This is a genomic window from Yersinia sp. IP36721, from assembly GCF_003634395.1.
Lineage (GTDB): Bacteria > Pseudomonadota > Gammaproteobacteria > Enterobacterales > Enterobacteriaceae > Yersinia > Yersinia entomophaga.
In genome coordinates, this window is the sequence record NZ_QCZL01000020.1 from 43,126 (window position 1) to 61,964 (window position 18,839).

An 18,839-nucleotide genomic window follows, 5' to 3' on the forward strand; every position below is an offset into this window, starting at 1 on the left:
GCGCTAACGGGATAGCAGCATGGATCACGCAATATATACCGCGATGGGTGCCGCCCGGCAGACGCTGGAGCAGCAGGCCGTTACCGCGAACAATCTGGCAAATGCTTCAACGCCGGGCTTCCGCGCGCAGTTATCTGCGTTGCGAGCAGTACCGATTGACGGGCCGAGCATGGCGACGCGTACTTTGGTGGCGGCATCGACGCCCGGTGCGGATATGAGTCAGGGGCCAATGAACTACAGCGGTCGCCCGCTGGACGTGGCGCTGCAGCAAGACGGTTTTATGGCCGTGCAGTTGCCAGACGGCACCGAAGGTTATACCCGCAACGGTAACATTCAGGTTTCTGCCGACGGTCAGATGACGGTGCAGGGTTATCCGCTGATGGGGGATAACGGCCCGATTGACGTCCCGCCGCAGGCGGAAGTCACGATCGCGGCTGACGGCACCATCTCGGCGTTGAACGCGGGCGATCCGCCAAACACCATTGCTCAGATTGGCCGGTTAAAACTGGTTCAGGCGCAGGGCAGTGAGCTGACGCGCGGCGATGACGGTTTGTTCCATCTGACGCCGGCTACGCAACAGCAACGTGGTGCTACGTTGCCGAACGATCCGCTGGTCAAAGTGATGCCTGGCGTGATTGAAGGCAGCAACGTCAAACCGGTGGAAACTATGGTGGATATGATCGCCAACGCCCGCCGTTTTGAAATGCAGATGAAAGTCATTCACAGCGTGGATGAGAACGAACAGCGCGCTAACCAGCTGTTAGCTATGAGTTAAGCGCCCAGGCGCAGAGGAGTACACTGATGATCCGCTCATTATGGATTGCCAAAACCGGTTTAGATGCCCAGCAAACCAACATGGACGTTATTGCCAACAACCTGGCAAACGTTAGCACCAATGGCTTTAAGCGTCAGCGCGCCGTGTTTGAAGATTTGCTGTATCAAACCATGCGTCAGCCGGGGGCTCAATCTTCGGAACAGACTACCTTGCCGTCCGGCCTGCAAATTGGTACGGGTGTTCGTCCGGTGGCCACCGAGCGCCTACACAGCCAGGGGAACCTGTCCAAGACTGATAACAGTAAAGATATCGCCATCAAAGGGCAGGGGTTCTTCCAGGTGCAATTGCCTGACGGCACCAATGCCTATACCCGTGACGGTTCATTCCAGATGGATCAGAACGGTCAACTGGTAACCGCCGGTGGTTTTCAGGTGCAGCCTGCCATCACGATTCCTGCCAATGCCTTGAGCATCACGGTAGGGCGTGACGGTATCGTTAGCGTGACTCAGCAGGGGCAAACCGCCGCTCAGCAGGTCGGGCAACTGACGTTGACTACCTTTATCAACGACACCGGTCTGGAAAGCGTAGGCGAAAACCTGTATCAGGAAACCGCCAGCTCCGGCGCACCGAATGAAAGTACGCCGGGCCTGAACGGCGCAGGCTTGCTGTATCAGGGCTATGTTGAAACCTCTAACGTCAACGTGGCGGAAGAGTTGGTCAACATGATCCAGACCCAGCGCGCCTATGAAATCAACAGTAAAGCGGTAACAACTTCTGATCAGATGCTTCAAAAACTGACTCAGATCTAAGATAGCTTTCGGGGGGCTGGATTGCCCCCTGACTGCGTTAGGCCGATTGGAATTTTGGGGTTCAAGGCAGCTTACCCCTTTGGTTACAGGTAATAAAAACAGAGATGGATACTTCGCCGTTCAGAAAATTAAGTGGATTGAGATGGGTCTGTGCGCCAACAATGGCGGTGCTGCTGCTCAATGGCTGTGCGTATATTCCGCATAAACCACTGGTGGATGGCACCACCTCTGCGCAACCCGCGCCAGCGAGTGCGCCCTTGCCGAATGGCTCAATATTTCAGGCTGTTCAGCCGATGAACTATGGCTATCAGCCGCTATTTGAAGACCGTCGCCCGCGCAATATCGGCGACACGCTAACCATTACCTTGCAGGAAAACGTCAGCGCCAGCAAAAGCTCTTCTGCCAACGCCAGCCGTAACGGTGCCAGCAAATTTGGCGTAGCCACTGCGCCGCGCTATCTGGAAGGTTTACTGGGCAACGCCCGTGCCGATCTGGATATTTCCGGCGATAGCACCTTTGGCGGCAAAGGTGGAGCCAATGCCAATAACACCTTTAACGGCACTATTACCGTGACCGTGGATCGGGTTCTGGCCAACGGTAACCTGCATGTCGTGGGGGAGAAGCAGATTGCAATCAACCAGGGAACCGAGTTTATTCGTTTCTCCGGGGTCGTCAATCCGCGCACCATCAGCGGCAGCAACACCGTTACCTCAACTCAGGTGGCGGACGCACGTATCGAATACGTGGGTAATGGCTATATCAATGAAGCGCAAACCATGGGCTGGTTGCAGCGGTTCTTCCTTAATGTTTCGCCGTTCTAAGAGGCCGATTAATGCGTAAACAATCTCTCATCCCGCTTTTTGCCGCACTGTTGTCATTGGTGTGGCTGCCGGCATCGGCAGAGCGAATTCGTGATTTGGTTACCGTTCAGGGCGTGCGGGATAACGCCCTGATTGGCTACGGGCTGGTCGTGGGGCTGGATGGCTCCGGTGACCAGACCATGCAGACTCCCTTTACCACTCAAAGCCTGAGCAACATGTTGTCCCAGTTAGGGATTACTGTGCCGCCGGGCACCAATATGCAGCTGAAAAACGTGGCGGCGGTGATGGTTACCGCTAAATTGCCTGCGTTTTCTCGCACTGGGCAAACCATCGATGTGGTGGTTTCTTCCATGGGTAACGCCAAAAGTATTCGCGGTGGGACTTTGCTGATGACTCCGCTGAAAGGCGTGGATAATCAGGTTTATGCGTTGGCGCAGGGCAACGTTCTGGTCGGAGGCGCAGGGGCGTCTTCAGGCGGCAGCAGCGTAACCGTTAACCAGTTGACCGGTGGACGAATCAGCAATGGCGCGACCATAGAACGAGAATTACCGACTACCTTTGGCAGCAGCGGCGTGCTTAACCTTCAGTTAAATAACGAAGATTTTACGCTGGCGCAGCAGATAAGCGATGCGATAAACCGTTCGCGTGGCTTCGGTTCTGCCACCGCGATTGACGCCCGTACCATTCAGGTTCTGGTGCCAAGCGGTAGCAGCTCACAGGTGCGTTTCCTGGCCGATATTCAGAATATTCCAGTTAATGTCGATCCGGGCGATGCCAAGGTCATTATCAATTCCCGCACCGGCTCGGTGGTGATGAACCGTAACGTTGTGCTGGATTCTTGTGCGGTGGCGCAGGGCAATCTGTCGGTTGTGGTGGATAAACAAAATACCGTAAGCCAGCCGGATACGCCGTTCGGCGGCGGTCAGACCGTTGTCACGCCAAATACCCAGATATCCGTACGTCAGGAAGGGGGCGCGCTGCAAAAAGTGAATGCCAGCCCGAATCTGAACAACGTTATTCGCGCGCTGAATTCTCTGGGCGCAACGCCAATCGACCTGATGTCTATTTTGCAGGCGATGGAAAGCGCCGGCTGTCTGCGGGCTAAACTGGAAATTATTTGATGAGCGATTTGATGGCCATGTCCGGGGCGGCATACGACGCCCAATCCCTGAACGCCTTAAAGCGTGATGTGGCAAAAGATCCGCAGGGCAACCTAAAACAGGTGGCTCAGCAGGTCGAAGGGATGTTTGTGCAAATGATGCTGAAAAGTATGCGTTCCGCCATGCCGGAAGACGGCCCGCTGAGCAGCGACCAAACCCGGCTCTATACCTCTATGTATGACCAGCAGATTGCGCAGGAAATGTCGGTGAAAGGTCTCGGCCTGGCCGATATGATGGTGAAGCAACTTTCCGGTAGCCAGTCGCCAAGTGAAACGGCCGGTACTGTGCCGATGGCGCTGGATAAAGAAGTCATGCAAACCCTGCCGGCGCAGGCGCTGGCGCAGATGATGCGTCGGGCAATTCCCACGCCGCCGCCGGAAGGTACCAGCCCGCTGTCGCTCAATAACAATAACTTTGTTTCGCGTTTGTCGATCCCGGCCAAAATGGCCAGCCAACAGAGTGGCATTCCTCATCAACTGATTGTGGCTCAGGCGGCGCTGGAATCAGGCTGGGGGCGCCGCGAGATCCCGACGGCGGAAGGCAAATCCAGCTACAACCTGTTTGGTATTAAAGCAGGCAGCAATTGGGAAGGGCCGGTTAGTGAAATCACAACCACTGAGTACGAGCAAGGCGTGGCGAAGAAAACCAAGGCCAGCTTCCGCGTTTACGGTTCTTACGTCGAAGCGATTAGCGACTACGTCAAATTGCTGACCAAAAATCCTCGCTATGCGGAAGTGGCGGCGGCGAATACGCCGGAGCAGGCGGCACATGCCTTGCAGCGAGCGGGTTACGCAACCGATCCACAATACGCGCAGAAATTGGTGGGCGTTATTCAGCAAATGAAGAGCGCTGGGAATCAGGCGGTCAAAGCCTATACCCATGATTTAAGTCAAATTTTCTAACGGCAGGCAGCAAACTGACGGCGTAAAACCCCGACCGCCCTGTGATTTATCCCCGGGCGGTTTTTTTTAGCAGGAATATCGCCGTAATCCATCGGGAAAAATGGGTATTTTTTGCCAAATTTACTCAAGTTATCCGATCTTTGGCCGATAAATATTACAGGCTGCGCGGGGACTTGTACCCCTCAGACAGTAACCCTATTCATCACCGCAGGTGACACAAACTACCGATCGCCTGCCGTAAAAGGATTTCTTTATGTCCAACAATCTGATTAATACCGCGATGAGTGGTCTGAGTGCGGCGCAATACGCCCTGAGCACCGTGGGTAATAATATTACCAACTTCCAGGTCGCCGGGTATAACCGCCAGAACGCTATTTTTGCGCAAGCGGGCGGCACCTTGTCTCCAGCGGGTTTCCTCGGTAATGGTGTTAACGTGACCGGCGTAAATCGTGAGTACAACTCCTTTATTAATAATCAGTTACGCTCAGCCCAAACTCAAAGCGCCGGTCTGACAACTTATTACAATCAGATCTCGCAGATTGATAACCTGTTGGCGGATAAAAATAACAGCCTGTCCGTTACCATGCAGGATTTTTTCAGCAATCTAAAAGGTCTGGAAACGCTTCCTAATGACGACGCGACGCGTAAAACCGTGTTGGGTAAAGCCGAAGGTTTGGTAAACCAATTCAAGAATGCGGATAAATATCTGCAAGACATGAATAACGGTGTTAACCAGAAAATTAGCGACAGCGTTAACCAGATTAATAACTATTCTGAGCAGATCGCCAAACTTAACGACCAGATCACCCGTTTACGCGGCAGCAGCGGCAGCGAGCCAAATGCTTTGCTCGATCAGCGCGATCAGTTGGTTAGCGAGCTGAACACCATTATTCCTGTCACCGTAACCCAGCAAGACGGCGACGCTTATAACGTGTCCTTCGCCGGTGGTTTATCGCTGGTACAGGGGTCGAATTCTTATAATATGCGTGCAATTCCTTCTAGCGCAGACGGTACTCGTATGACCATCGGTTATGACCGCGGTCTGGGCGGTGTGGCTGAGCTGGACGAATCCCGCATTACATCCGGTTCTTTGGGCGGTACGCTGAAATTCCGCAGTGAAGCACTGGATAGCGCTCGCAACCAATTAGGGCAGTTGGCGTTGGTGATGGCCGACAGCTTTAACCAGCAGCACGAAAAAGGCTTTGATATCAACGGCGATCCAGGAGAGAAGTTCTTCAACTTTGCTCAGCCAAACAGCGTCAGCAATGCCAAAAACACCGGCACCGGCCATCTGGATGTGAGCTACAGCAACACTAGCGAAGTGCAGGCCAGTGATTACAGCATGGAATTCGACGGCACCAACTGGCAGGTTACGCGTCTATCAGATAACAGTAAAATCGCGCCTAAAACCGAAGCTGACGGCAGTCTGAGCTTTGATGGCCTGAATGTTTCTGTCGGCGCAGGCGTAGCGGCGAACGATAAGTTCACCATCAAACCGGTGGCTAATACCATTTCTAACCTGGATGTGGCAATCAAGGATTCCTCCAAAATTGCTGCTGCGGGCGCGGATCCAACCGGTGTAGACGGTGGGAAAGGCGATAATAACAACGCCAAGGCGTTACTGGATCTGCAAAACAAACAATTGGTCAACGGCAAAGCGACGTTGTCCGGTGCTTACGCCGGTTTAGTCAGTAACGTGGGTAACCAAACCAGTACGGCGAAAGTGAACAGTACCGCGCAGTTCAATATCGTGAAGCAGCTTGATGAGCAGCAGCAGTCCATTTCCGGGGTAAACCTGGATGAAGAGTACGGCAATCTTCAGCGTTTCCAGCAATATTACCTGGCCAATGCGCAGGTTATCCAAGTGGCTTCGACTCTGTTTAATTCCTTGCTGGAAATTCGTTAAACCGAACCCTGCGGGGATAAATACTCAATCACTGTTCTGCGATACGGCTCGCAGAACAGACGCTAAAAGGAACTGACATCGTGCGCCTTAGTACCAGCATGCTGTATCAGCAAAATATGCGCGGCATCACTGATGCCCAATCTCTGTGGTTGCAGTCTGGCCAACAGATTTCTACCGGCAAACGAGTGATTAACCCATCGGATGATCCCATGGCAGCCTCACAGGTGATCATGCTGTCTCAGGCTCAGTCTGAGAATGCGCAATTTGCCTTAGGCCGCAGCTATGCGCGCCAGACTTCATCTTTGGAAACCAACTTTTTGGCGCAGTCAACCAGCACCGTGCAGCAAATGCAAGCATTGGTGATCAGTGCCAGTAAAGACTCCCTGAGTGATGATGACCGAGCTTCTTACGCAACTCAGTTGCAGGGCCTGAAGGATCAATTGTTAAATCAGGCTAACTCCACGGATGGCAACGGCAACTACATGTTTGGCGGTTTCAAGAATGACAAACCTCCTTTCGTTGCCGATCCGGTGACCGGCGCGGTAACCTATAACGGTGGTGATGAGCCTAAGACTCAACAGGTTGATTCTTTCCGTAACATGACCGTAGGCCACACGGGGTCCAGCGTGTTTATGAGTCTGACCGCCAATGCGCGTCCGGAGCCAACGGATCCGGCTACCGGCACGACGCCAGCGTCAGAAAGCAATATTTTCAATACCATCGATACCGTATTGAACGCGCTGAAAATGCCAATGAATGGCGCATCGGAAGCAGATAAAAAGCTCTCCGCGGATGCGATGGATAAAGGGATTCGCGGGTTAGACAACTCGTTGAATAATATCCTGTCCGTTCAGGCTGAAATTGGTACCCAATTGCAGGAATTGGACAGTCTGGATAGCCTGGGCGACGACCGTACTCTGATAAACAAACAACAGCTTAGCGATTTACAGGATGTAGATTGGAACGCCGCGATTTCATCCTACGTTATGCAACAAGCCGCATTACAGGCTTCGTATAAAGCTTTCAGCGATATGCAAGGCATGTCCCTGTTCCAGCTTAACCGTTAATACCCTGCGTTCTTACCCGCTGACCAGCTCGGCGGGTCCCCTTTTAAGTGTACTTAAACCGGGTGCACTTTTCGGTATGTCATCTTTTCCCACTAAGGTTTGGGATGGCATACCACCTTTTTATTCGTCCCCCCATCTTTAGCCTCGTTTCAAGTTAACTTCCAACCCTAAAGCATCGCTATAACAATCCGTTATGGCAGAGTGATTATTGCTATTGCTGCAAGTAATTAGTGACGTGAAATGATGGGGCTCAGAGAAAGAGGGCGCTAGCTTCAGGCCATCCCGCCAACAACACCGGCCAGACGATCGAAGAACTCACCGAACAGATGCTCGCAGTAGGGAGCAAGACTCGGCATTAACAAGCCCAGAACCAGCATACCTATGGTTAAAGTGAGGGGGAAACCGATCACGAATACCGAAAGCTGCGGCGTCATGCGGTTTAACATCCCCAGTGCCATGTTTAGCGTGAGCAGAATAGTGATCATGGGTAACGCGAGCATAAGTCCACTGATAAAGATCAGAGAACCGATCTCGGTTAAGGCGCGGAACCCGCCGCCGTTTAGGGGCGCAAACTGAATGGGCAGCGTGTGGAAGCTGTCGGACAACATAGAAATCAGCCATAAATGGCCGTTGAGGGACAAAAAGAGCAGCATTGCGATTAGATTCAGCAATCGCGCCAGCACGGGCATATTGGGGCCACCGGAGGGATCGAAGAAGGTAGCGAAAGACAGCCCCATTTGTAACCCGATGATTTCCCCCGCTAAACGAATGGCTGCAAAGGCGAACTGCATGGTCAGGCCAATAGCGACGCCGATGATCACTTGCTGAATGGCGACCCAAATAGCGCCGACGGAAAAAATGGGAATATCAATGACCGGCAGGGACGGTGCAATCAGAAAGGTAATCATTACCCCAAGGCCGACTTTGACCTTACGGTTGATCGATTTTTCATTCAGAACCGGCGCGGTGCTGATCAGCGCCAATACACGAACCAGCGGCCAAAAATATTGGCTGACTAAATGGCTAAGCTGGCTGGTATCAAAAGAAAGCATGTTTAGCCGATCAGCGTAGGCAAGCTGGTGAAAAGATTACGCATGTAATCCAGAATCAAATTCAGCATCCATGGCCCGGCGATAACCAAAGTGGCGAAGACTGCCAGAATTTTAGGAATGAAAGACAGGGTCATTTCGTTAATCTGCGTGGCGGCCTGTAGCAGGCTGACCAACAGACCGCTGACCAACGCCGCCAGCAATAGCGGCGCGGCCAGTGCCAGGGCGATTTTCATCGCTTCAGTGCCAAGCGCCATTACCGATTCAGGAGTCATAGCCTACCTTTGTATAAAATGAGCTGGATGAGATAATTTCAGGCTAACTGTAGAAACTTTGCGCCAGTGAACCTAGCAGCAATTGCCAGCCGTCCACCAGAACAAACAACATCAGCTTAAAGGGGAGCGAGATCGTCGCCGGCGGCACCATCATCATACCGAGGGCCATTAATACGCTAGCGACCACCAAATCGATAATCAGGAACGGAATAAATACGGTAAAACCGATCTGGAAGGCGGTTTTCAGCTCGCTGGTGACGTAGGCCGGAAGCAAAATACGCATTGGCACCGCTTCTGGGCCTTCAAACGCAGGCAGATTGGCTAAACGGGCGTACAGCGCCAAATCGGTTTCCCGGGTTTGTCGCAGCATAAATTCCCGCAGCGGCTGCGAGCCTTTATCTATGGCGATATCCATGGTGATCTTATCCTGGCTAAACGGCAGATAAGCATCCTGATAAACTTTGTCGAACACCGGTGACATGATAAAGAAGGTCAAAAACAGCGCCAGACCTAACAAAACCTGATTCGGCGGTGCCGATGGCGTGCCGAGGGCGTTACGTAACAAACCCAGCACGATAATGATTCGGGTAAAACTGGTCATCATCAGCAACGCCGCCGGTAAGAAGCTCAGCGAAGTGATCAGGACTAAGGTTTGTACCGGTAGTGACCAGCTTTGCCCGCCGTTGGCGAGAGGCTGGCTGATAATACCGGGTAATTGCGCAAACACCGCCGGTGAGAACAACAGGGCGGTGAAAGTGAATAGGGGGGTAAGCAGACGGCGCATCCGCACCGTTAAGGCAAAAGTGGCCTTGAATTCAGGGCGCTGAGACGTCATGCCGATTTTTCCGGGTGTTTCAGGATTTTTTGCAGTAGCTGACGAAAATCAGCCGGTTTAGTGGTATCTGGCTCGACGGTAGGGTCTACCGGAGGGCGTTCCATCGTGTGCAACTGAGTGACCTGCTGTGAAGTGACGCCCAGCACTAACCAGGTGTTATCTACTTCCACAATGACTACGCGCTCGCGCTGGCCAACCTGACAGCTAGCGCGCACATTCAGCAATTTGTTATTGCGCGCCTGCGGAGCAAAGCCCAGCCGTTTTACCAGCCAGGCACCGCACAGAATCAGTAAAATAACGCCGCCGAGAACGCTGCCAACCTGCGTTAATACCGCACCAGCCGGAAGGGCAGGTGCCGCGGGAACGGCTGTTTGGCTACTCACTCCAGGGTGAGAATTGGCGAAACCGGTGACCGGCGTTTGTGCTTCACTCATTAGCGGCTTAAACGGCGCATACGCTCAGATGGCGTAATGATGTCGGTAATACGTACGCCGTATTTATCCGCAACCACTACCACTTCACCTTGCGCTATCAGGTAACCGTTAATCAGGATATCCAGCGGCTCACCAGCCAGACCATCCAGAGAAACCACTGAACCTTGCGATAGGCGCAGCAATTCTTTGATGGTCATTTTGGTGCGGCCCAGCTCTACGGACAGTTTTACCGGAATATCAAGAATCAGATCGATTTCCTGCAAATTGCCAAGTGCGTCCGGTGCCTCCAGCGATTTGAATACGCCTTCAGTTGTTGCCGTTGGTTTTTCTGTCGCTTGCTGCTCGTTAAACGCATCAGCCCACAGATCATCCACGGATTCCTTTCCATCGCCAGACGGCAGCTTAGGGTCACTCATTGGGCTGTTCCTCATTTAGAGCATTCAAAATAGGGTTAATCAGATGTTCAACACGAAGGGCGTATTGCCCGTTCAGAGTACCGTACTGGCTGGTTAGCACCGGTACGCCATCAACGTGGGCGATCAGCCGGTCTGGCTTATCTATCGGCAATACATCGCCCGGTTTCAGTTTTAAAATCTGAGACAAACGCAGCGAGATCTCGGCAAAATTGGCCACCAGCTCCAGCTCGGAGTGTTGAACCTGTTTTACCAACGTTTCGCGCCAGTGGGTGTCTTCCTGACGTGAGTTTTCCAGCGGCGGATTGGTCAATAGCTCGCGCAGCGGTTCGATCATGGCGAAAGGAATACAGATATTGAATTCGCCGCTTAGCGCGCCGATTTCCACGTGGAATGGCGTGGTGACCACGATGTCGTTCGGCGAGGTAGTGATGTTGGTAAATTTCACCTGAATCTCGGAACGGACATATTCCACGTCGATCTTGTAAATGGCGGCCCAGGCGTCGCGGTAGGCGTCCAGCGCCAAACGCAGCATGCGGGTAATCACCCGTTGTTCAGTATGGGTAAATTCGCGGCCTTCCACTTTAGTCGGGAAACGGCCATCCCCGCCGAACAGGTTATCGACGGCGATAAACACCAAACTTGGCTCAAACACAAATAGGGCAGTGCCGCGCAGCGGTTTGAGATGTACTAGGTTCAGGTTGGTTGGCACCGGCAGGTTACGGGCAAATTCATGGTAAGGCTGGATTTTAATCGGGCCTACCGTGATGTCCGGGCTACGACGGAGCAGGTTGAACAACCCCATGCGGAACTGACGGGCAAAACGCTCGTTAATGATCTCCAGCGCGTGCAGACGCTCACGCACCACGCGGCGCTGGGTTGTCGGATCGTAAGGCTTAACGTCACTGTCACTGCCGACTATGGCAACCGGCTCATCGTTTCCGCTGTCGCCGTTTAACAGTGCGTCAATCTCTGCTTGTGAAAGTATGCTGTCGCCCATAATGATTATCGCAGTATGAATGCGGTAAACAGCACGTCGCTGATTACCTGATTAGGTTGACCTTTAACCATTGGCGGGCTGAGGACGGTTTTGATTTGCGCCATTAACCGCTGTTTGCCTTCTTCGTTCGCCAGGCTTTCGGCAGTCTGGCGAGACAGCAACAACAGCAGACGGCTGCGAACTTCCGGTAAATAGTCGTTCAGCGCGCGACGGGTATTCTCGTCTGGCAGGCGCAGAGTCAAACCGATGTACAGCACGCGATCCAGGTTGTTGTCCGGCGTGATCAGATTAACGGTAAAGGTATCAAGCGGCATAAAGACCGGAGCCACAGGGACAGGTTTAACGTTCGCAGGCTTGCTGTTGTGCAGTACCCACCAGCTATAGCCGCCGCCCGCAGCAGAAGCCACGGCAATCAGTACTAGCAGAATCACCCAGATTGAACTTTTACGCTTGGCCGGGATGGTGTTATCAGACATGGGGAAGACAAATTCCTGTTTCGTGTATCTGCATAATAACGCGGGTATGACTCGTTGACGGATGTCGCCACCTTGGCAACTTCTGACAACCTACCCGCGTTAAACGAATAATGGTGATGATTATCCCGCGTATCACCGCCGGCAATAGGCAGAATAGGTGGGAAAAAACGGCCTACCTCGCCCGTTTGTTCAATTTTAGGCGAAAATATCAACACCGCCGTTGCCGGATGCTAAAGATTGCAGTGCGGCTGGCGTCACCAACGGTGTCAGAGAATCAGCCGATTCAGCGTTTTCGCCGTAAGCAGGCTGGCCATTAGCCGCATAGTTTTGCTGATTTTGTTGATGCTGCTGTTGCTGAGCCTGCTGCCACTGAGACGATCCTTCGCTACTGACACTGCTCTGGCCCAATTGAATCCCACTTTCAGCTAAAGCATGACGCAGCCCCGGCAGAGCGGCTTCTAGCGCGGCGCGAACCTGACCGTGAGCTGAGGCGAAGTGCAGCTGCGCCTGATTATCTTCGATCTTCAGACTGATTTGCAGCGCGCCCAATTCCTGCGGATGCAAACGCAGTTCGGCATTTTGCTGGCCGTTGCGGCTAAACATTAATACCTGCTGGCCTAACGCCTGCTGCCATTCCTGACTGCCCAACTGAGCGCTCAAATGGCCGGCAACCGGGGCGGAAGCAAGGCCGCCGGTAGGCGCAGCCATGATTGGGCTGGAGACCGGCGGTAATGAAGGGGTGATAGCGCTGGTTAACAAGGCTTTCTCGCCGCTATTGACTGCTTCTGTCGGGGCGATTAACGCACTCAGCGCAGCGGTTTTATTGGCGGCTATGGCGCTGTTGTCCTGTGTCTGACCGGTAGGGCGGTTCTGACGCAGTTCTACCTTTTCGGTTTTGGTTTTTACCTCGGCCAATAGGTTATTCGCGGGGTTACCACCCTCTTTTTTACCGTTACTCAAAGTGGTACTCAACAGCGCGCCCAGCTCTTTATCCTGACCGGTTAAGCCCAGCAGACTGCCCAGCGCTTCGCCTTTACCTGCGGGGCTACTTTTGGAGCCAGCATTCAGATTATCCTGTGCGGTCAGCCCTGATTTCAGGCTGTTACCGCTTGCCAGTGTAGTCGCTACCTGATGGGGCAACATCGCCAGCAAAGTATGTAATGGGTTCAGGTCGGGTTTATCGCGCTGAATTTCCAGTTTTTGATCGTCTTCTGGCGTTGTTTTCTTGCCATGAGACTCGCCTGTCTGACCTGCGGCCGTTAATCCTGCCGGCAGGGTCGCGGTGATATCACCCAATGCGGCCAGCAACTGGTTAAGCTTGCTACTGCCTTGGCTGGTTTTATCCCCTTCGACATCGGCAATGTTACCGGTGACGGCGGCTAAAGAAGATTTCAGCGCTTTGGCATCGGCGGCATCCAGCTTCTGAGCCAATTGGCTCAATTGGCCGCCTAGCAGCTCGGCAAAATCCGCCGGTAAACCCGCATCGCTGAATAACGCAGCGATAGAAGAAGACGCTGCACCCTCAGTTTCGGTTGGTGTCGCAACACCGGGCAGTACAGACAGATTCATGAATTCAGGCTCCTTTGTGAGCTGCGCTGGGCAAACTCATCCATCAATTTTTGATCCATACGGTTTTCATGGTGACGCTGGGTGGTTTCCGCCCGTTCCTGCAAGGTTTCGAACGCGTTGAGGCGTTGCTGTTTCTCTTGCCAGTGCTTGACGGCTAAATCGACGCGCTGATTCCATTGCAATAGCTGCTGCCGGTGCTGATCGATTGCCAATTCCAACGTCTGAATAAACTGCTGATAATTCTGCCAGGTTGAGGAGGCCATCCCGTCGGATAAGGTATCGTTCAGCTTGACCCGATATTCATCCTGATAGTTGAGCAACATATTCAATTGCTGCTCGGCTTGCAGGTACGATTGACGCACCTGTCCCAACTGTGTACTGGCCTTTTCGACGGCCTTCTGCGCCAAGTCGCGCAGGGTAACGAGAGGTGATTGACTTTTCATCGTATTCCTCATCTATTACGGAATGAAGATTGGCGTCAGTGAGCTGACGGCCAATCAGCCGGGAAACAGCGCCTTCAGATGCTGACAGGCATCCTCATAGCTACTTCGCTCAAACATTCCTTGCTGCAAGAAGGTTTCCATCTGGGGGTAAAGCAAGATTGCGCGGTCGAGCAGCGGATCGCTCCCTGCCGCGTAGGCACCGACGCTGACCAAATCGCGGTTGCGTTGGTAGCTCGCCAGTAACTGTTTGAACTGACGAACTTTGCTGTAGTGATCCTCATCAATCAGCGCCGTCATGGCTCGGCTGATGGAGGCTTCGATATCAATAGCCGGATAATGGCCGGATTCGGCCAAACGGCGGGACAGCACCACGTGGCCATCCAAAATGGCGCGGGCGGAGTCGGCAATCGGATCTTGCTGATCGTCGCCCTCGGTCAATACGGTATAGAAAGCGGTGATAGAACCGCCGCCGCTGACGCCGTTACCGGCTCTTTCGACCAACGCCGGTAGCTTGGCGAAGACAGAAGGCGGGTAGCCTTTGGTGGCAGGCGGCTCGCCAATGGCCAGCGCGATTTCACGCTGTGCCATGGCATAACGCGTCAGGGAGTCCATAATCAGCAGCACATGCTGACCGCGATCGCGGAAGTCTTCGGCGATACGAGTCGCGTAAGCGGCACCCTGCATACGTAATAAAGGGGAAACGTCGGCCGGTGCGGCAATGACTACCGAACGTGCGCGACCTTCTGCCCCAAGAATATTTTCAATAAAGTCTTTTACTTCACGACCACGTTCACCGATTAGCCCGACCACAATGACGTCCGCCTGGGTATAGCGTGCCATCATGCCAAGCAACACGCTTTTACCGACGCCGGAACCGGCAAACAGACCCATACGCTGACCGCGACCAACGGTGAGCAGGGCGTTGATAGTGCGCACGCCCACGTCCAGAACCTGTTCGATAGCGGTACGCTGCAACGGGTTAACCGGCGGCGTAATCAATGGTGCGCGATAGCCGGTTTCTGGCGCGGGTAAACCGTCCAGCGGCTTGGCGCTGCCATCCAGTACGCGTCCGAGCAATTCAGGGCCGAGAGGCAGTTGTTTACTGGCGGAAGCGCCATTGGCGGTAATGCGTGCATAGACGCGCGCGCCGGGCACAATGCCTTCCACTTCTTCCAACGGCATCAAAAACAGGCGCTGGCCGTTAAAACCAACCACTTCGCTTTCTACTTCCTGCACTTCGCCGCCGTCGTGTCGTTCAATCAGGCAGGTTGCGCCAAGGGGCAATTGCAAGCCAGTGGCTTCCAAAACCAGACCGGTGGCGCGGGTCAGACGACCATAGCGCCGAACCGAAGGCGACTGAACGATTCGCTGTTCCAGTTTATCCAGTGTAGTCAGCCAGCGGCCAAGACGGGCGGTCATTACAAATCTCCCGGTGCGGCCAGGCGGCACAGCTCATGCCAACGGGTTGCGACGCTGGCATCCAGATCGCCTTCTTCCGCGCTGACTTTACAACCACCGGCGTGAATCTGGCTGTCGGCCAGCAAACGCCAACCGTGCAGGCTCAGGGTGGCGCCTAAGCGCTGCTCCACCATCGCCAAATCGTCCGGATTTACGCGCAACTGCGGTTTGCCGTTAAACATTGGCTCTTGCTGAATCAGCTGTTGGATTTGACCCAGCAGTGCGGTGCCGTCACAAATAGCCGGTTGCCCCAAAATCTGTTTCGCCGCCGTCAGCGCCAATTGCATCAAACGAGAGGCGATGACGCTGTCGAGGGAATCGAGCGTATTTTGGAAATCAGCGACCAGCGCCTGCCAGTGAGCGGTCATCGGCTCTTGCAGTTTCTGCGCTTCCAGCAAACCTTGTTCACGCCCTTCCAGCAGCCCGGTTTGATAGCCCTGATCCAGACCTTCCTGCAAACCTTTGGCGAAACCTTGCTGCCGACCCTGTTGCTCCGCCTGCTGTTGCAAACTTTGCAGCACCTGCTGTTGGTCGGGTTCCTGTGGTTCGCCTGCTTCGTCGGTAAACTCGGTCATCGCGACTTCCGGCTGGGTAGCCGGAGCGTCATCAAACTGACTGGCGAAATCCTTGGGAGCCCAAGGCTGCCAGGGCAGGGCATTAAGCTGATCAGACATAGATGTCCTCGCCGCCGCCAATTACGATCTCGCCGCTTTCCGCCAAACGACGGACGATAAGCAGGATCGCTTTCTGTTCGCTTTCCACCAGTGACATACGCACTGGCCCACGCGTGGCCAGATCGTCGCGCAGAATCTCGGCAGCACGCAGAGACATGTTGCTGAGGAAACGTTCGCGCAGAGCCTGATCCGACCCTTTCAATGCCACCAATAGGGACTCGGAGTCGATCTCTTGCAGCAAACGCTGAATGCTGCGGTCGTCGACGCCAACCAGATTTTCGAACAGGAACATCTCGTCGATAATCTTTTGTGCCAGTTCGCCATCGTATTCGCGCATGGCGTCCATAACCGCTTCTTCCTGCTGGGTTTTCATCAGGTTGATAATCTCGGCAGCGGTGCGGATACCGCCCATTTTGCTGCGTTTGAGATTCTGGCCGTCCAACAGGTTGTTCAGCACTTCAGTCAATTCCGCCAGCGCCGCCGGTTGAACCCCACCGAAGGTGGCGATACGCAGCATGACATCGTTGCGCAGACGTTCGTCGAACAGCGCCAGAATATCGGCAGCCTGACCGCGTTTCAGGTGAACCAAAATGGTGGCGATGATCTGCGGGTGCTCGTCCCGAATCAGATCCGCAGCCATCTGCGGTTCCATAAAGTTGAGGGTTTCCATGCCGCTGGTGGTTTCGCGAGACTCCAGAATATCTTCCAGCAGGCTGGAGGCACGTTCTTCCCCCAAGGCTTTCACCAGCACGCCGCGCAGGTATTCGCTGGCGTTGACGCTCAGCGCTGCATATTGCTCGGCGTCGTCTTCAAACTCGACTAACACGTCAATTAATTGCTGATGAGAAACCTGACGCATACTCGCCATGGTGGTACTCAGTTGCTGCACCTCCCGCGACGAGAGGTGTTTGAAAACTTCTGCGGCGTGGTCTTCGCCCAACGTCATCAGCATGATGGCGCTCTTTTCAGTTCCGGTCAGGCTCATTGGTCTGTACTCATCCATTGACGAATTACCAGCGCGACAACGCGTGGATCTTTATCTGCAAGTTCGCGGATACGCTGGGCCTGAACTTCAGCGCTTACACGCTGTTGTGATTTCTTACGCAGGGCCAGCTCTTCTTTGCTCTGTTTCACTGTTTCAGCGGTTTGTGCCGTCTGCGCTGCGTTATTAGCCGCAGTAATCGCCGGATTCACTTCCTGTTTCTTAGCGATAAACGGACGTACCAGTTTGCGCCACAGAATCCAGGCAACCAGCAGAATCAACAGATAACGACCGGCACTCATCAACTGCTCGAAGAAGGATTGTTGTTTCCAGAACGGCAGGGCGCTGCTGGTTTCTTCGGTTGCGGTAAACGGCGTATTGACCACGTTTAGCGTATCGCCACGCGCGGTAGAGAAGCCCATGGCTTCACGGGTTAGCGCCTCAATTTGCGCCAACTGATCTTTGCTCAGCGCGATCGGCTTGCCGGTTTTCTTGTCGATATCCAGATAGTTAACCACCACGGCGACGGACAGGCGTTGCACCATGCCAGCCTGTTGCTGGGTGTGACGAATAGTCCGGTCAACTTCATAGTTAGTGGTTTCATCCCGACGACTGCTGCCCGGAACGCTATTGCGGTTGCCAGTGCCGGCGGTGTTGTTGCGGTTAGCCGCAGTGGCTGCGGCGGTATTCGCTGCTGCACCGGTAGCCCCCGGCGCTGCGCCAACTGGCGGAGTTTCAATCGGAGCAACCGGCGTGGCCGAAGGCTGATTGGATAAAGCGCCCGGAACGCCGCCGATTGGCGTGCCGCCAACCTGTTCGCTTTGGCTTAGCTGCTGTGACCGTACCGCGCCCTGTTCAGGGCGTTGGTTTGGTTTGTATTCTTCGTCCGTCTGCTCGCGGGTCGCAAAATCAACCTGCGCGGTGACCTGAGCGTGGACATTTCCGTTACCGACCATCGGAGCCAAAATAGACTCAATGCGGCGTTGGAAGCGGGCTTCCACCTCATTGGTAAATTTCAACTGAGCGGCATTCAAATCGCGACCGGCGCTATCTGATTGCGTCAACAGGCGGCCCGTTTGGTCAACGACGGTGACGTTACCCGGAGGTAGACCGGCCACGCTGCTGGAAACCATATAAACAATGGCGTTAATCTGGCCATCATCCAATGCGCGCCCAGGCTGTAAAGCCAGTGTGACGGAAGCCGAGGGGGATTTTTGTTCACGAACAAACAGCGAAGGCTTCGGCAATGCCAAATGAACGCGTACGTTCATGACCGGGCCGAGGGTTTCGATGGTGCGGGATAATTCTCCCTCCAACGCCCGTTGGTAGTTGATTTGTTCACTGAACTGGCTGATGCCGAATTTTTCCTGATCCAGCAGTTCAAAGCCAACGGCACCGCCTTTCGGCAGCCCTTGCTGCGCCAGGCGCAGACGGGTTTCATGCACCTTGTCTGCCGGAATCAGCAGCGCACCGCCGTTTTCGGCAAAGCGATAAGGAATATTGAGCTGAGTCAGTTGAGTGACAATAGCGCCGCCATCGCGATCGCTCAAATTGCTGTAAAGGACGCGATAATCCGGGCTTTTCGCCCATAACATTAAGGCGACAACGATCGACACTGCGGCAGCAGCGGCGATAAGTAACGGAATTTTTGGATTGGCGCGCAGGCGATTCAACAGCCCGCTAAAGCCATTCTCACGGTTCTCTACGCCAGTTATCGAGGCATTCATACGCATTCCTTGCCAGGCTGGACAACGTTGACGTTAGTATTTGTGTAAGTAGTGTATCGAAACA

20 protein-coding genes are annotated in these 18,839 nt (G+C 54.0%); 7 read left to right on the top strand and 13 right to left on the bottom strand.

Features of this window, described 5'->3' with window-relative positions; all coding sequences use genetic code 11:
• Positions 1-19 precede the first annotated feature (19 nt).
• From DBA33_RS15235 to flgL, 7 genes are all read left to right on the top strand, one after another.
• Entirely contained in the window at positions 20-775 is a 756-nt protein-coding gene (locus tag DBA33_RS15235; RefSeq protein ID WP_049597506.1) for a flagellar basal body rod protein FlgF, read from the top strand.
• 26 nt (positions 776-801) lie between these two features.
• The gene (gene flgG / locus DBA33_RS15240) at positions 802-1,584 is read left to right on the top strand and encodes a flagellar basal-body rod protein FlgG (RefSeq protein ID WP_049597507.1); all 783 of its coding nucleotides are present in this window, start codon (positions 802-804) and stop codon (positions 1,582-1,584) included.
• 104 nt (positions 1,585-1,688) lie between these two features.
• Entirely contained in the window at positions 1,689-2,405 is a 717-nt protein-coding gene (flgH, locus tag DBA33_RS15245) for a flagellar basal body L-ring protein FlgH (RefSeq protein ID WP_049597508.1), read from the top strand.
• 11 nt (positions 2,406-2,416) lie between these two features.
• A complete protein-coding gene (locus DBA33_RS15250; RefSeq protein WP_064517636.1) occupies positions 2,417-3,526 on the top strand; it encodes a flagellar basal body P-ring protein FlgI in 1,110 nt (369 codons plus the stop codon).
• Positions 3,526-4,467, top strand: a complete 942-nt coding sequence (gene flgJ / locus DBA33_RS15255; protein WP_064517638.1) for a flagellar assembly peptidoglycan hydrolase FlgJ — start codon at positions 3,526-3,528, stop codon at positions 4,465-4,467. Before DBA33_RS15250 ends, flgJ begins: the two co-directional genes overlap by 1 nt.
• A 253-nt stretch (positions 4,468-4,720) precedes the next feature.
• Positions 4,721-6,373 carry a flagellar hook-associated protein FlgK gene (flgK, locus tag DBA33_RS15260; RefSeq protein WP_064517640.1) on the top strand — a complete coding sequence of 551 codons (1,653 nt, stop codon included), beginning with the start codon at positions 4,721-4,723 and terminating at the stop codon, positions 6,371-6,373.
• An 80-nt stretch (positions 6,374-6,453) separates the two neighbouring features.
• On the top strand, positions 6,454-7,440 hold the full coding sequence (flgL, locus tag DBA33_RS15265; RefSeq protein ID WP_120806733.1) for a flagellar hook-associated protein FlgL: 987 nt from the start codon (positions 6,454-6,456) through the stop codon (positions 7,438-7,440).
• A gap of 272 nt (positions 7,441-7,712) precedes the next feature.
• On the opposite strand, the gene fliR is transcribed toward flgL, so the two are convergent.
• The 13 genes from fliR to fliF all read right to left on the bottom strand — a co-directional run bounded on the left by fliR (position 7,713) and on the right by fliF (position 18,775).
• Positions 7,713-8,492: a flagellar biosynthetic protein FliR gene (gene fliR, locus DBA33_RS15270; RefSeq protein WP_064517642.1), complete on the bottom strand. Its 780-nt coding sequence runs from the start codon at positions 8,490-8,492 to the stop codon at positions 7,713-7,715.
• Between the two features lie 2 nt (positions 8,493-8,494).
• Complete coding sequence (fliQ, locus tag DBA33_RS15275) at positions 8,495-8,764, bottom strand: flagellar biosynthesis protein FliQ (protein ID WP_049597514.1); 270 nt, start codon at positions 8,762-8,764, stop codon at positions 8,495-8,497.
• A gap of 43 nt (positions 8,765-8,807) precedes the next feature.
• Positions 8,808-9,548 carry a flagellar type III secretion system pore protein FliP gene (gene fliP, locus DBA33_RS15280; RefSeq protein ID WP_064518546.1) on the bottom strand — a complete coding sequence of 247 codons (741 nt, stop codon included), beginning with the start codon at positions 9,546-9,548 and terminating at the stop codon, positions 8,808-8,810.
• Between the two features lie 47 nt (positions 9,549-9,595).
• On the bottom strand, positions 9,596-10,033 hold the full coding sequence (gene fliO, locus DBA33_RS15285; RefSeq protein ID WP_064517644.1) for a flagellar biosynthetic protein FliO: 438 nt from the start codon (positions 10,031-10,033) through the stop codon (positions 9,596-9,598).
• Positions 10,033-10,449 carry a flagellar motor switch protein FliN gene (gene fliN, locus DBA33_RS15290; RefSeq protein ID WP_049597516.1) on the bottom strand — a complete coding sequence of 139 codons (417 nt, stop codon included), beginning with the start codon at positions 10,447-10,449 and terminating at the stop codon, positions 10,033-10,035. Before fliN ends, fliO begins: the two co-directional genes overlap by 1 nt.
• Positions 10,442-11,446, bottom strand: coding sequence for a flagellar motor switch protein FliM (fliM, locus tag DBA33_RS15295; RefSeq protein WP_049597517.1), 1,005 nt, complete (start codon positions 11,444-11,446; stop codon positions 10,442-10,444). Before fliM ends, fliN begins: the two co-directional genes overlap by 8 nt.
• A gap of 5 nt (positions 11,447-11,451) precedes the next feature.
• On the bottom strand, positions 11,452-11,922 hold the full coding sequence (gene fliL / locus DBA33_RS15300; protein WP_064517646.1) for a flagellar basal body-associated protein FliL: 471 nt from the start codon (positions 11,920-11,922) through the stop codon (positions 11,452-11,454).
• A gap of 195 nt (positions 11,923-12,117) precedes the next feature.
• Complete coding sequence (locus DBA33_RS15310; RefSeq protein WP_064517648.1) at positions 12,118-13,491, bottom strand: flagellar hook-length control protein FliK; 1,374 nt, start codon at positions 13,489-13,491, stop codon at positions 12,118-12,120.
• A complete protein-coding gene (gene fliJ / locus DBA33_RS15315) occupies positions 13,488-13,934 on the bottom strand; it encodes a flagellar export protein FliJ (RefSeq protein WP_064517650.1) in 447 nt (148 codons plus the stop codon). The genes DBA33_RS15310 and fliJ overlap by 4 nt, the downstream gene beginning before the upstream one ends.
• A gap of 54 nt (positions 13,935-13,988) precedes the next feature.
• A complete protein-coding gene (fliI, locus tag DBA33_RS15320; protein WP_064517652.1) occupies positions 13,989-15,353 on the bottom strand; it encodes a flagellar protein export ATPase FliI in 1,365 nt (454 codons plus the stop codon).
• Positions 15,353-16,066 (bottom strand): flagellar assembly protein FliH, encoded by a 714-nt coding sequence (gene fliH, locus DBA33_RS15325; RefSeq protein ID WP_064517654.1) that lies wholly within the window; start codon positions 16,064-16,066, stop codon positions 15,353-15,355. Before fliH ends, fliI begins: the two co-directional genes overlap by 1 nt.
• Entirely contained in the window at positions 16,059-17,051 is a 993-nt protein-coding gene (fliG, locus tag DBA33_RS15330; protein ID WP_049597523.1) for a flagellar motor switch protein FliG, read from the bottom strand. Before fliG ends, fliH begins: the two co-directional genes overlap by 8 nt.
• On the bottom strand, positions 17,048-18,775 hold the full coding sequence (gene fliF, locus DBA33_RS15335; protein ID WP_064517656.1) for a flagellar basal-body MS-ring/collar protein FliF: 1,728 nt from the start codon (positions 18,773-18,775) through the stop codon (positions 17,048-17,050). The genes fliG and fliF overlap by 4 nt, the downstream gene beginning before the upstream one ends.
• Positions 18,776-18,839 lie beyond the last annotated feature (64 nt).